Raw genomic sequence first — 12,766 nt, 5'->3', positions numbered from 1 at the left:
ACTCTTATGACTCCTGACCTTCTTCAGACTCCTGGTCTGCTGATAGGTAGAACTCTTCATATAGGGCTTCACAAACACCTACCGGCTGAGTTTCCTCGAAATGAGGGGCCCTGTAAGTCTTTATGTATAGAACCACTGGATGACTTAGCTTATAAACATCTATTTCAACAAACTTCTCACCATCCTCTTCCTCTTCCCTATAGTTAAAGACAAATGTACCTATCTGGTACATAGACATGTTATACTTCCTTACGTCAAATTCCTGACCTATGTTCATACTTTCCATAGCTATCCTTCCTATGCTTCAGGCATTTCCCAGTTGTGGTGTACATTCTGTACATCATCATCTTCTTCTAGTACGTCTAATAGCTTTTCCATAGACTTTATCTGACCATCTTCTTCTAGGACACTTGTAGTCTGAGGTATCAGCTTAACGTCAGCTGCCAAGAACTTGTATCCCTTTGCTTCTAGACCATCTCTTACTTCATTGAAGTCTTCTGGAGCAGTCAATATTTCGTAGCCAACCTCTTCAGCTATAAAGTCCTCTGCACCTAGGTCTAGAGATATTTCCATCAACTCATCCTCATCTGCTTCATCTGCAGCTATAAAGATCTGTCCCTTCCTATCGAACATAAAGGATACACAACCTGGCGTTCCTAGGTTACCATTGTTCTTATCAAAGTAATACCTTACGTTACCAGCTGTCCTGTTCTTGTTGTCAGTCAAGGTTTCAACTATTATGGCTACACCACCTGGTCCATAACCCTCATAAGTTATTGACTCGTAGTTTTCTCCTTCACCGCCACCAACACCCTTTTTGATGGCCCTGTCTATATTATCATTAGGCATGTTGTCTGACTTTGCCTTAACTATGGCCGCCTTTAGAGATGCATTGTATTCTGGATCTCCTCCACCCTCTCTGGCTGCAACTGCAATAGCCCTTGCATGCTTAGTAAATACATTAGATCTTGCTGCGTCCTGCTTATTTTTTCTTCCTTCAATATTATGAATACGACCCATAATTTCACTCCTTATTACTTATTTATATATTTAAAACACTTTATACGGATTGTCCTCAAACATTATATCACATATTTTCCTATTCGTTAATATCCCTTATTCGAAAATTGGTGGTCTAGCGGCTGGTACCCTCTTGTGCTCACTAATCCTATGAAGTCTGTCTATTATAGCCCTGTCTTTTTCAGGTACCTGGTCAGCCTTGCCCTCAATAACCATATCTATATACTTGTAGCTAGTTCCCATTTCACTCTCATCTGTCTGGCCTTCCCATAGACCTGCCGATGGAGCCTTATTGATTAAGTCCTCATGGATGCCCAATTCCTTGGCCCATTCAAATACCTCACCCTTTGTAAGGTTGGCTATCGGTAGGAAGTCTACACCCCCATCACCATGCTTTGTAAAGTAGCCTGTGTGTATTTCTGCAGCATTATCAGTTCCTGCTACTAGGTAGCCTAGGTTGTTGGCCACTGTATACACTGTAGACATCCTGATCCTGGCCCTAAGATTGGCATCTGTCATCTTTAAGGCCTCTTCCCTATAAAGGCCCTTGTCCTTAAGCTTGTCAGTCACCATATTTAAAATTTCTATCTGTGGCTGGTCAAGGTCAAATTCTAGGTATTCAATACCACACCCATCAATAACCTTCATACCATCAATCTTGTCCTGGGGGTTACTCTTAATGTTCATTATTACACCCATGGAATTGTCAGGAAAGGCCTCCTTGATTAGGTAGGCAACTACAGCTGAATCTATACCACCTGATACGCCCACTACTACACCCCTACAATGGGCTTCCTCTACCTTTGCCCTTATCCATTCTACAGTCTTGTCTATCTGCTGTCTTCTAGTCAACATAAAATCCTCCAATTAATTTAGTCATATTTTTATACTTGCAAATTTATAGCTATAAAATTTTTCCGTCCTTCACAGACTGGTAAAAGCTTCCTCTCTCCTCTATTTGGGCCTGGCCACTAGTCAATTCTATGAACAAGGCCTTGAGGTCTCCTAACCTGTCTTCTTCACAGTTAATTATAATGTTTACACTATCTGTATACTCTATATCCTTTACGTGGTAGCCCCTGTTGGCCAGCTCATTTTGGGCCTTGCCCAATAGTGTGTAGTCCAAGCCGATAGCCACTTCAATAAAGGGCATTTTCTCAACTATCTGACCTGCATCAAGGCCTATCTTTGCAGTCTTCGTGTAGGCACGAACTAGGCCTCCTGCCCCCAGCTTGATTCCACCAAAATAACGGGTGCCTACTACTACAACATTGCATAGGCCTTCTTTTTTTATAACCTCTAGGGTAGGTATTCCGGCAGTTCCTTGGGGTTCGCCATCATCACTATATCTCTGTATATTCATATTTTGTCCAATCACATAGGCCCAAACATTGTGGGTAGCATCCTTGTGTTTGGTGCTAATTTCGGCTATAAAAGCCCTCGCTTCTTCTTCACTTTCAACCGGCTTGGCATAACCGATGAAAAGGGACTTTTCTATTGTTACCTGGTCTGTACCATAGTCGTGTATCGTCCTGTATGTATCCACCAAAACACCCCTTTCATTCAATATTCTTATTATACCACATATAAGTGATTTTTTTTGACAAAGTGGCTGATTATCTGTCAAGTAATTCATTTCTAGAAAATATTTCTAAATCAAATCGTTGAATATTTCGGAATATTTTAAAAATTTTATAAAGAATTTCTATCAATAAAAAGGAAATCGTATACTTTTATAGAATAAGATTATAATATAATTTTTAGGCCCTGGTAGTACTAGTTCTCACTAGGCCTAGAAATCATTAAGGAGGGGACAAACTTGGTAATAGGATGGGATAATGTCGACAACCTTGAGGATTACTTTATTACTTATCTCCTTTATAGAGACTCGCTAACTGTACCTCAGATAGCAAGAGTAAGGAATATGTCACAAGATGAGGTCAACCTACAGCTGATCGCTGCCAAGACTGAGATTCGTAAGTCGAAACAAAAAAGCAAAAAGGATAGTGACTGCGATGTAATCATGGACTACCTTACCTTGACTAAGGAAGAGCGCCTTAAGTTTTTGGAAAATTTATCTGATAAGGATAAAAATGCTTTTAAAAGACAGGTCTATAAAGGTATTTTAAAGCTTAATAATGTTGATGATTTGATGGTTCTAGTCTGGACCGTTGGAGAATTTAGGGATGACAGGTTTTTAAATATCCTCTATCCCCTAACTCAAAAGGGTCACTCAAATCTTAGGAGGATAGCCTACTCAGCCATAGGTAAAATTGGCAGCTCGACTAGTGCCTCTGTTATAGAGATGGGACTTATGGATGACAATCCTCAAATCAGACAGTATTGTGCAAAATTCTTAGGAGATATCGGAAATAGGAACAGTATAAAAGTCTTAGAAAATGTTATTAAAAACAAGACAGATTTTGAAAAGGAATACGTGATTAGGGCCTGTGTCCTTTCTTTGGACAAACTATATTTCAAGTACAAAATCAAATAATAACCACGTAGATGCGTGGTACAGTAATATTACTTATTAAACTGGAGGGATTCAAAATGATAGTGAGACGTTGTTCTGGTGGTGTTGTTTTTTACGCAAATAAGGTTCTACTAGTTGAGAATGATAAGGGCGAATGGACTTTACCTAAGGGTAAGATTATTGGCGATGGTTTACCTCATGAAAGTGCAATTGATAGGGTAAAATTTGAGACTGGTGTTGATGCTAAAATACTTGATATAGCTGGTGATACTATATATGAATTTTTCTCAAGGAGTAGAAACCAGAGAGTATGCAATGCAATTATGTGGTATGTTATGGAATCTCCTAAGCCTGATGTTGCCTTAACTGGTGAATTTATGGGCGGTGGCTTCTATAAGGTATCTGAAGCACTAGAAATGTTGACACATAGCAAAGAAAAATCTCTAGTGGATGTTTCTTATAAGAAGTATAAGAACTACAAGAAAAATGATGAGAAATAATACTTCATATATTTGTATATCTTCACTTGCTTGAAGATAAGGGGAGTACTTATATATAACTCTAAATATAGGGACTGACTTATATAGCTAGTCACCTTTAAGGGCATTACACATGACGCTTGGTCGTGTAGTGCCCTTTTTATTTACTCCAAGACCTTTTATATGAGAATGAGGCCAGGCTATATTAGCCTGACCCCATTTTTAAGTCTATGGATATTACTAATTCATTTTTCTATTCAAATTGTATCTAACATCGTACTCTTTGTCTAAGTCTTTCCTTAGATCAAGATTTAACTCTAGTTCAAGAGCAAAGAAGGTATCATCCTCAAACATATTGCCGAACTTTTCAACGGCTATCCTCTGCTTGGCTTCAAAAACTTTCTTTCTTTCGATGCTTGAAAAATTCATTTCTCGAATCTGTCTAGTCTTATATTTCATAATGGATCTCCTTACATTGGATTTTTTACACTACCTTTCCATTATACCTTGAATAAGAAATTTTTCAAGCTTTTTTTGTATTTTTGTATATGGAACCTCAAAATATCCATAGTGTAGGCCTTGATATCTAGCTTTAGCCTACTTCTTTATTACATCTGAGTTATCTGTACAAGCAATCCCCAAACCACCAAGGCTATCAGCATTTGAATCCTTATTTACATTTAGCTTCAACTGTGAGTATGAGCTATAGCCACCATCAAGGTTGATTGGCCTATATCCGTTTTGAGTCAGGATTCTAGTAGATAGGTAGCCTCTTAGACCTACCTGGCACATTATATATACATCCTTGTCCTTAGGTATTTCATCAAGCCTATCTCTCAACTCGTCTAATGGTATATTGATTGCCCCTTCTATAGAACCAAGCTCATATTCCTCTGGTGTCCTAACATCTATTAAGAAGGCTCCCTGGGCAAGCAAATCATCTATCTTGTCAACTGTAACTGTCTTCACTAGGCCATCAAGTATATTTGTAGCTACATAACCAGCCATATTTACTGGATCCTTAGCTGATGAGAATGGTGGTGCGTAGGCCAACTCTACATCCTCTAAATCCCTAACTGTAAGTCCTCCTGCTATAGCTGTAGCTATTACATCTATTCTCTTTTCAACCCCTGTATAACCAACTGCCTGGGCTCCTAAAATCCTTCCACTTGGTACTTCAAAAATTAGTTTGAAATCAAGTGGCATAGCTGTTGGGTAGTAACCTGCATTTGACAATGGGTGAAGGTGAACTACCTTGTAGTTGTCTATACCCATCTGTCTAAGGTTCTTTTCATTCTTACCTGTTGACGATGCAGTCATATCAAATACCTTGGCAACAGACGTACCCAAGGCACCCTTATATCTTACGTCTATACCGTTTAAAATGTCGGCTAAAATTCTTGCCTGTCTATTGGCTGGAGATGCTAGGGCTATACTTGCTGGCTGACCGTATATCCTATCCTGAGTTTCTATAGCGTCACCAAGGGCATATATGTGTGGCTTAGAAGTTTCTAGCTTGTCATTTACCTTTATATGACCCCTAGGTCCCATTTCTAGGCCGGCAGATACAGCCAATTCATTTTCAGGCTTAACACCTATCGATAGGATAGTCAGGTCTGTATGTATTTCCCTACCACTCTTTAATACAATAGTATTGCCATTGTCTTTGAAAGAATCTACACCATCTCCCAATACCAGGTCAACTCCGTGGTCTATCATGTGGGCATGAAGGATCTGGGCCATTTCAAAATCAAATGGAGCCATTACCTGGTCAAGCATTTCTACCAGGTGGACCTTAACTCCTCTTTCAACCAAGTTTTCAGCCATTTCTATTCCTATAAAGCCACCACCGATTACTACTGCTTCCTTAGGCTGTTTTTGATCCACAAAGGCCTTGATAGCATCTGTATCCGGTATATTTCTTAGGGTAAATACATTATCAGCATCTGCAAGTCCTGGAATTGGAGGCTTGACTGGATTGGCACCTGGCGAAAGAATCAATTCATCATATGACTCCTTGTATTCTTGTCCTGTCTGCACATTCTTGACTGTAACTTCCTTCTTGTCAGGATCTATAGCAGTAACTTCACTGAAGTTTCTTATATCTAGATTAAACCTCTTACTCATACCCTCCACAGTCTGTACTAGTAGGGCATCTCTCTCAGTTATTACCTGGCCTATATAGTATGGTAGACCACAGTTGGCAAAAGAGATGTATTCACCTCTCTCAAACATTATAATATTAGATGTTTCATCTAGTCTTCTTAATCTAGCCGCTACTGTTGCTCCACCTGCAACTCCACCTACAATCAGTATCTTTTTCATATTTTTCTCCTCTCAATCTTATAAGTTGATACTTTCATTTCACAAGCTAAAGCATGTGGTCAAGCCTTGATCCACCTAACCAAGCCTTGTATTTGGTCCTTCATAACCTTTCTTAAATAATCTTTAGTCCTTCACAGTATTTCTTAACTATATTAGTCCTTCATTGTTAGTCCTTCATAGTCTTTACTATATCGGCCACAAAATCATTATCTATGGAATAAATGATTTCTGTACCATTCCTATCACCCTTGATAATACCTGCTGCCTTGAGCTTTGATAGGTGCTGGGAAACTGTTGACTGGGCAAGCTCTAGACAGACGTGCATGTTGGATACATTGCTAGGACCATCCTTAACCAAGCCCTTTACTATGCACAGCCTAGCTGGATGAGCTATGGCCTTTAGTATATTTGCATAATCTACTAGAGACTGGGCATTTACATTTAGTTCTTCCATAGATTCACCTCCATATCTATATATACTCTTATAAATTATTCTTTTTATATGTCTTTTTCTGTATATTTATATATTACAATATTTGAATATATCATGTCAATATCTATTTTATCCTTTTCTCCCATATATCCTCTTTTAATTTTAATGGATATATTCCGACAAATAGAAAGTATGCTATAATATTATTATATTGATTCATCATGAAGCAAGTATATGGAGGTTGCAATGAATATAGAAGAAAGAAAATGGGAAATTATGTATGACCAGAAAGCCCTAGAGGCTAGAATTAAAGAGCTTGGTCAGCAATTAAAAAATGACTATCAGGACAAGAAGCCACTAGTTATATCCCTACTTAAGGGAAGCTTTATCTTTTGTGCAGACTTAGTGAGGGCAATAGACCTACCAAGGCTAAAAGTCAACTTTATGACTACATCAAGCTACGGTGACTCCACAGATTCTAGTGGAAGGGTTAGGGTCCAGTCAGATATTACAATAGACGACCTAAGCCAGTATGATGTTATCCTTCTTGATGACATAGCTGATACAGCCAATACAATGGACTTTGTTTACAAGCATATAGCAAGAAAAAATCCTAAGAGTCTTAAGACCTGCGTACTTTTAGACAAGCCAAGCAGGAGGCAGGTAGAATTTGTACCTGATTATATTGGTTTTACTATAGAGGATAAGTTCGTAGTTGGCTATGGCTTTGATTTTGAAGATATGTATAGGAATGTCCCTTATATATTCAATGTTACTGATGAACCATTGTAGGAAAAAACAGACTAGCTAAAGTTTATCTTATCATAAATTTCATACGTAAAATACTAAAATATCGTTAAAATAACCCGGATTAGGCTCCTAATCCGGGTTATTTTTAGGAAATAAGTGGTATTTCCTTTTTTCTATTTTTAGTTTATATTTGTCCTAGGCATAATCTATACCATTTTCTCATATGTAATCTGGTAGCCATATTTTTCATACTGGGCTACTATTGTCTCCCAAAGGTCCTCTAGACCATTTTTCTTGGATGAAGATGTAATTATAACCTTGTCATCCTTGTCCATATTCAGAGTCCTTCTTATGATGGCCTCATGCTTTTGGTACTGACCCCTGGTTATCTTATCTGCCTTAGTAGCAACTACTACACAGTCATAACCAAAGTGCTTGATCCAGTCGTACATCATCTGGTCATCTGCTGTCGGTTCATGCCTCACATCAACTAGGAGAAAGATAGCACACAACTCTTCCCTGTCCTCTAGGTAGCGTTCCATGATGCCACCCCACTTTTCCTTTTCCGTCTTAGACACCTTGGCATATCCATATCCTGGCAGGTCTACAAAGTAGAACTCATTATTTATTAGGTAGAAATTTATAGTCCTCGTCTTACCAGGTGTTGAAGATGTTCTAGCAAATGTCCTCCTATTTAGAAGACCATTAATCAGTGAGGACTTGCCAACATTAGACCTACCTGCTAGGGCTATCTCTGGTATACCCTCGGCTGGATACTGGCTCTTGTTGACGGCGCTCATAGTGATTTCAGCACTCCTAATCTTCATTATCTCCTCAGTTGGAACCTCACTTTGGCGGCTCTTATAATACTGGGGAGGACTTGACAAAGTCTTTTTATTATTCTTTTTCTTGGTATTATTTTTAGCCATATTAGTAACCTACTCTTTTTCCATCAAGGCTATGTCAATCACTTGGTCCATAGTCTCTACTAATACAAATTCTATATCCTGCCTTACATTTTCTGGTATCTTGTCGATATCAGCCTTGCAGTCCTTAGGTAGGATAATCTTCCTGATACCCATCCTGTAAGCAGCTAGGACCTTTTCTCTTACACCACCGACTGGCAATACTCTACCACGTAGGGTAATTTCACCAGTCATGGCTATATTACCTGGTACCGGCCTGTCTGTTAGGGCAGATATAGTTGCTAGGGTCATAGTAATACCTGCAGATGGACCATCCTTAGGAGTAGCTCCCTCTGGTATATGGATATGTATATCCTTATCCTTGTGGAAGTCAGCTGGTATACCCAGCTTGTCTGCTATAGACCTTATATATGAAATACCAGTTCTGGCAGATTCCTTCATGACATCACCCATCATACCTGTTAGTACTATACCACCCTTTCCTGGCAGGGCACTAACCTCTACCTCTAGGGTAACTCCACCTACAGCTGTCCAGGCTAGACCATTTACTACACCAACCTGAGGATTAAGGTCAAGTGGCTCCTCCTTGAACTTTTCAGTTCCTAGGTACTCTACCACCTTTTCCTTAGTCAAGTTGATTGGCTTCATATTTGGATTTCCAACCATTTCCTTGACAACCTTCCTGCATAGTTTGGCAATTGTACGCTCTAGCTGTCTTACTCCGGACTCCCTAGTGTACCTACTGATGATAAACTTGATTACATCGTCATCAATAGTAATAAAGCCCTTAGTTAGGCCATTTTCCTTGACCTGCTTCTTCAATATATATCTCTTAACTATTTCTAGCTTTTCCTCTTCTATATATCCTTCAATGTCTATAACTTCCATCCTGTCAAGTAGTGGCCTAGGTATCTGTCTTAGGTCATTTGCAGTTGTTATAAACATTACCTTTGATAGGTCAAATGGTAGCTCTAAATAGTGGTCTACAAAGTACTTATTCTGTTCTGGATCCAATACTTCTAACATTGCAGATGTCGGATCTCCCTTAAAGTCACTAGACATCTTGTCAATTTCATCTAGTAGGATTACCGGATTTTTAGACTTGGCCTCCTTCATGGCATTAATAATTCTACCTGGTATGGCCCCAATATAGGTCCTTCTGTGACCCCTGATTTCAGCCTCATCCCTTACACCACCAAGTGATATCCTTATAAAAGGTCTGCCTATTGCCCTAGCAACAGACTTGGCAATTGATGTCTTACCAACCCCTGGAGGTCCTGCCAGACATATGATAGGAGCCTTCATATTCTTTGACTGCTTCCTTACTGCCAAATACTCAAGTATCCTGTCCTTAACATCATCCAGGCCATAATGGTCTTCATTTAGTATTTTTTCAGACTTATTTATATCAAACCTGTTTCTAGACTCCTTGTTCCATGGTAGGGAGAAGATAGTGTCCAAGTAGTTCTTTGAAATACTATAGTCAGGAGAATTAGATGGTGTCCTTTCCAGCTTTTCAATCTCCTTTTCAATCTTCTCACGAGTCTCATCAGAGATTTTTAATTCATCTAGCTTGGTCCTATACTGGTTTTCCTGGCCATCATCACTGATATCGCCAAGTTCCTTCTGGATAGCCTTTAGCTGTTCCCTAAGGTAGTAGTCCTTCTGGATCTTGTTCATCTGCTTTCTGACATTATTATGTATTTTCTTGTCTATCTTGATTACCTCTAGCTCCTCTAGTAGGTAGTCATATAATAGCCTCATCCTTTCCTCAATATCAAGTGTAACCAATACCTTCTGCCTATCACTAAACTTCAAGAATAGGCTTGATGCTACGATATCAACTATCATAGAATATCCTTCAGCATCTGAAAGGTCCATGGCAGCGTCAGTAGGAACATCAGCCGCTATACTTAGGTACTCTTCAAAGCCCCTTAGCAGCCTTCTTGAATAGGCCTCTAGTCTTGTCTTTTCTTCCTTAGTAAAGTTTTCTTCATCGAATTCTATAGGTGTAATTTCACCCATCCAGGCATCATTTTCATCTATCCTCATAGACTCAAGTCTAGCCCTCTCAATACCCTCTACCAAAACCCTAATAGAGGTATCAGAAGTCCTAATAACCTGCTTGATGCTACATATTGTACCAATTGTATATATGTCATCAATTGTTGGATTTTCTATACTAGAATCTATCTGACTAACAAGGAATATCTTCTCATCATTTAACATTGATAGCTCAAAACTCTCTATAGAGTTTAACCTTCCTATATCAAATGACTGTAATATACATGGAGAGATTGATATCCCCCTCAAAGGGATCATTGGCATCTCTATCCTATCCTTGAATATTATTACATCCTTGCCCTTTGCCTGCTTTTTTTTCTTTTCAGACTCAGTAACTTCTATTTCATCTATCTTATCGTCTAATTTACTCATAGCTTACTCCTTTCAAACTATAAATTTAAATGTATTCTTATTATATACTTTATTTATACCTATTTTCAATACAATTACCCAAAAACATAGAACTTATTGGTATTTTTTGTAAAAATATGCTTCTTAATGGTATTTTACTGCAAATTTTACCTTCTTATTTTTTCAATTAATATAACTTATGAAAAATATTCTTATAGTTTTGTTTTATCACAAAAATTATCTTCCATTATGCATGGCTTTTATTAAGATAGGCTTAGGAAGTGAATTATTGATTTTCGATAATTTGTTATTGACTTTCAATAATTTTACCCCTATAATTTAGGTAAGCAGTATTTTATTTTATCAATTATATGACAAGGAGAATTTTTATGATGGACCAAATCATTAATAAAAAGCAAATTTCTTTTATCCAAATTATACTAGTCTTGTTTGTATTAGCTTGGATTCTACTTTCCATAGATGATTTAAAGTCGATTTTGAATCCAAATTACACTGAAAAAGACCTTGTGTTTAAGATTTCCTATATGATATATTTTACAACTAGCATGCTTTCTTACACTCTAGTATATATGACTCTGAATCAAATAAAGCTTAATCCCTTTTCATCTAGGGTAGTGACCTTATTGAAGTGGACTTCACTCTTATTTTTTATAATAGGAGCAACTTCAACGTTCATAGATACATATAGGGGGTTAGATGGTATATTTGTTATTTTTGGACTTACCATTAACCTAATCTCTCTTATTTTTTATATATTGTCCATTTCCTTGCTTATTTTTGGGGATATATTATCTGAGATTATCAGAATTAAGGATGAATCTGACTATATAATTTAATTTATAGGTCTGGTATAATTTTTTTGAAAATAAGATATTTGGTACATATTTCATATATTTTTTTATAAATGGGGGCTTTATTATGAATAGGAATAAAAATAAATTTAAGAGTGAAAAGTCTAGTTCTTTGATAAATCTAATATACAAGTATCAAAGAAAATTTCTCGTAGTAATGTTACAACTATTATTGTTTTCTATTGTTTTAACCACTGGATTGCAATTCTTAGTACTTATTATAGGATTAACGGGTGTCGTTGATTCTCATCTTGATATATCTCCTTTCATTTTTGAATTTATAGTTATGCTTTTAGTATCTTTAGTCCTGCTCTTTCTGTATAAAGCATACACTACTATAGAAGAATCTTCTCCTTTAAATATCAAAAATGCTAGATATTTACTGGTCTTGCATAGGCTTTTTATAACACTTTTTATAAGCTTGTTGCTATACTCTATCTTTATAAACAAGCATGGTAATCTCTTATATGTAATTGAATTCCGCAGCCTACTTTTTTCACTTTTTATATTAGACTGCTTATTTTATGTTTTCCACAAGATCTTCATAGGTATAATCAAAATGAAGGAAGACTACGATTTAACAATATAGGAGGGTGCTTGCAATATGTCAATAAAAATAAATTTAGACCTAGTCCTGCTAAAAAAGGGTATCAGCTCCAAGGACTTGGCTATGACCATAGGTATTACCAGTGCCAACCTATCAATACTAAAGACAGGCAAGGCTCGTGCTATAAGATTTTCTACCCTGAATGATATTTGTAAGGCTCTGGATTGCCAGCCAGGTGATATACTTGAATATATAGACGATGATACAGATGGTGTAGATAGCAACTTAGAAAATACTATAGATTAAAAAGGCTCTATGTCAAATAACGTTGGTGATAATTTAAATCAATAAAATCTATTAAATTATGCGGCAGCATCCATAGCAAACTTATAGCTGTGGATGTTGCCTTTTTGTATCTTATACCTTTCCATTAGCATTATCCTTGCCTTAAAATTCCTAAAACTCCTATATCCGTAGGATACTCTTTTAATTACCTTTATCTTATTATTCTTACCCTCCACCA

General features: G+C 37.3%; 15 protein-coding genes. 4 read left to right on the top strand and 11 right to left on the bottom strand.

Going from position 1 to position 12,766, the window contains the following annotated elements:
• Window positions 1–4 precede the first annotated feature (4 nt).
• From ACW6OJ_RS04935 to ACW6OJ_RS04920, 4 genes are all read right to left on the bottom strand, one after another.
• Window positions 5–286, bottom strand: a complete 282-nt coding sequence (locus ACW6OJ_RS04935; protein WP_455104935.1) for a hypothetical protein — start codon at window positions 284–286, stop codon at window positions 5–7.
• A gap of 11 nt (window positions 287–297) precedes the next feature.
• The gene (locus tag ACW6OJ_RS04930) at window positions 298–1,020 is read right to left on the bottom strand and encodes a YebC/PmpR family DNA-binding transcriptional regulator (RefSeq protein ID WP_314496966.1); all 723 of its coding nucleotides are present in this window, start codon (window positions 1,018–1,020) and stop codon (window positions 298–300) included.
• Between the two features lie 96 nt (window positions 1,021–1,116).
• Window positions 1,117–1,875, bottom strand: a complete 759-nt coding sequence (gene nadE / locus ACW6OJ_RS04925) for an NAD(+) synthase (protein ID WP_456095918.1) — start codon at window positions 1,873–1,875, stop codon at window positions 1,117–1,119.
• A 49-nt stretch (window positions 1,876–1,924) separates the two neighbouring features.
• Window positions 1,925–2,566, bottom strand: a complete 642-nt coding sequence (locus ACW6OJ_RS04920) for a YigZ family protein (protein ID WP_293436339.1) — start codon at window positions 2,564–2,566, stop codon at window positions 1,925–1,927.
• Between the two features lie 273 nt (window positions 2,567–2,839).
• Here ACW6OJ_RS04920 and ACW6OJ_RS04915 point away from each other — a divergent pair, with 273 nt between their 5' ends.
• Both ACW6OJ_RS04915 and ACW6OJ_RS04910 read left to right on the top strand, forming a co-directional pair.
• Complete coding sequence (locus ACW6OJ_RS04915) at window positions 2,840–3,517, top strand: HEAT repeat domain-containing protein (protein WP_314496975.1); 678 nt, start codon at window positions 2,840–2,842, stop codon at window positions 3,515–3,517.
• 56 nt (window positions 3,518–3,573) lie between these two features.
• Window positions 3,574–3,996, top strand: coding sequence for an NUDIX domain-containing protein (locus ACW6OJ_RS04910; RefSeq protein ID WP_293426458.1), 423 nt, complete (start codon window positions 3,574–3,576; stop codon window positions 3,994–3,996).
• Window positions 3,997–4,215: 219 nt separating this feature from the next.
• Here the strand turns inward: ACW6OJ_RS04910 and ACW6OJ_RS04905 are convergent, their stop codons facing one another.
• From ACW6OJ_RS04905 to ACW6OJ_RS04895, 3 genes are all read right to left on the bottom strand, one after another.
• Entirely contained in the window at window positions 4,216–4,434 is a 219-nt protein-coding gene (locus ACW6OJ_RS04905) for a hypothetical protein (protein ID WP_455103559.1), read from the bottom strand.
• A gap of 138 nt (window positions 4,435–4,572) precedes the next feature.
• Window positions 4,573–6,300 (bottom strand): CoA-disulfide reductase, encoded by a 1,728-nt coding sequence (locus ACW6OJ_RS04900; RefSeq protein WP_456095917.1) that lies wholly within the window; start codon window positions 6,298–6,300, stop codon window positions 4,573–4,575.
• Window positions 6,301–6,466: 166 nt separating this feature from the next.
• Complete coding sequence (locus tag ACW6OJ_RS04895; RefSeq protein WP_293436328.1) at window positions 6,467–6,754, bottom strand: ArsR/SmtB family transcription factor; 288 nt, start codon at window positions 6,752–6,754, stop codon at window positions 6,467–6,469.
• Window positions 6,755–6,979: 225 nt separating this feature from the next.
• Between ACW6OJ_RS04895 and hpt the strand changes: the two genes are divergently transcribed.
• Window positions 6,980–7,525, top strand: a complete 546-nt coding sequence (hpt, locus tag ACW6OJ_RS04890; RefSeq protein ID WP_456095916.1) for a hypoxanthine phosphoribosyltransferase — start codon at window positions 6,980–6,982, stop codon at window positions 7,523–7,525.
• A gap of 164 nt (window positions 7,526–7,689) precedes the next feature.
• On the opposite strand, the gene yihA is transcribed toward hpt, so the two are convergent.
• The 3 genes from yihA to ACW6OJ_RS04875 form a co-directional block, all read right to left on the bottom strand.
• On the bottom strand, window positions 7,690–8,310 hold the full coding sequence (gene yihA, locus ACW6OJ_RS04885) for a ribosome biogenesis GTP-binding protein YihA/YsxC (protein ID WP_293431701.1): 621 nt from the start codon (window positions 8,308–8,310) through the stop codon (window positions 7,690–7,692).
• 111 nt (window positions 8,311–8,421) lie between these two features.
• A complete protein-coding gene (gene lon / locus ACW6OJ_RS04880) occupies window positions 8,422–10,737 on the bottom strand; it encodes an endopeptidase La (protein ID WP_314497003.1) in 2,316 nt (771 codons plus the stop codon).
• 688 nt (window positions 10,738–11,425) lie between these two features.
• Window positions 11,426–11,572 carry a hypothetical protein gene (locus ACW6OJ_RS04875; protein WP_313964088.1) on the bottom strand — a complete coding sequence of 49 codons (147 nt, stop codon included), beginning with the start codon at window positions 11,570–11,572 and terminating at the stop codon, window positions 11,426–11,428.
• A 728-nt stretch (window positions 11,573–12,300) separates the two neighbouring features.
• On the opposite strand from ACW6OJ_RS04875, the gene ACW6OJ_RS04870 reads away from it, so the two are divergent.
• Window positions 12,301–12,549 carry a helix-turn-helix domain-containing protein gene (locus ACW6OJ_RS04870; RefSeq protein WP_456095915.1) on the top strand — a complete coding sequence of 83 codons (249 nt, stop codon included), beginning with the start codon at window positions 12,301–12,303 and terminating at the stop codon, window positions 12,547–12,549.
• Between the two features lie 56 nt (window positions 12,550–12,605).
• Here the strand turns inward: ACW6OJ_RS04870 and ACW6OJ_RS04865 are convergent.
• Window positions 12,606–12,766, bottom strand: a 161-nt coding sequence (locus ACW6OJ_RS04865) for a transposase (RefSeq protein ID WP_456095919.1), incomplete at its 5' end; no start/stop codon positions are given.

The sequence above is a fragment of the Peptostreptococcus sp. genome (genome assembly GCF_977045075.1).
Note: the sequence above shows the minus strand (reverse complement) of the source record. Positions and strands in the feature narration are given on the sequence as shown.

Excerpts from the sequence above, each read along its gene's own strand:
- ACW6OJ_RS04935 (WP_455104935.1), bottom strand. The coding sequence starts at position 286 with ATGGAAAGTATGAACATAGGTCAGGAATTTGACGTAAGGAAGTATAAC.
- ACW6OJ_RS04930 (WP_314496966.1), bottom strand. The coding sequence starts at position 1,020 with ATGGGTCGTATTCATAATATTGAAGGAAGAAAAAATAAGCAGGACGCA.
- nadE (WP_456095918.1), bottom strand. The coding sequence starts at position 1,875 with ATGTTGACTAGAAGACAGCAGATAGACAAGACTGTAGAATGGATAAGG.
- ACW6OJ_RS04910 (WP_293426458.1), top strand. The coding sequence starts at position 3,574 with ATGATAGTGAGACGTTGTTCTGGTGGTGTTGTTTTTTACGCAAATAAG.
- ACW6OJ_RS04905 (WP_455103559.1), bottom strand. The coding sequence starts at position 4,434 with ATGAAATATAAGACTAGACAGATTCGAGAAATGAATTTTTCAAGCATC.
- ACW6OJ_RS04900 (WP_456095917.1), bottom strand. The coding sequence starts at position 6,300 with ATGAAAAAGATACTGATTGTAGGTGGAGTTGCAGGTGGAGCAACAGTA.
- ACW6OJ_RS04895 (WP_293436328.1), bottom strand. The coding sequence starts at position 6,754 with ATGGAAGAACTAAATGTAAATGCCCAGTCTCTAGTAGATTATGCAAAT.
- hpt (WP_456095916.1), top strand. The coding sequence starts at position 6,980 with ATGAATATAGAAGAAAGAAAATGGGAAATTATGTATGACCAGAAAGCC.
- yihA (WP_293431701.1), bottom strand. The coding sequence starts at position 8,310 with ATGAAGATTAGGAGTGCTGAAATCACTATGAGCGCCGTCAACAAGAGC.
- lon (WP_314497003.1), bottom strand. The coding sequence starts at position 10,737 with ATGCCAATGATCCCTTTGAGGGGGATATCAATCTCTCCATGTATATTA.
- ACW6OJ_RS04875 (WP_313964088.1), bottom strand. The coding sequence starts at position 11,572 with ATGGTAAGTCCAAAAATAACAAATATACCATCTAACCCCCTATATGTA.
- ACW6OJ_RS04870 (WP_456095915.1), top strand. The coding sequence starts at position 12,301 with ATGTCAATAAAAATAAATTTAGACCTAGTCCTGCTAAAAAAGGGTATC.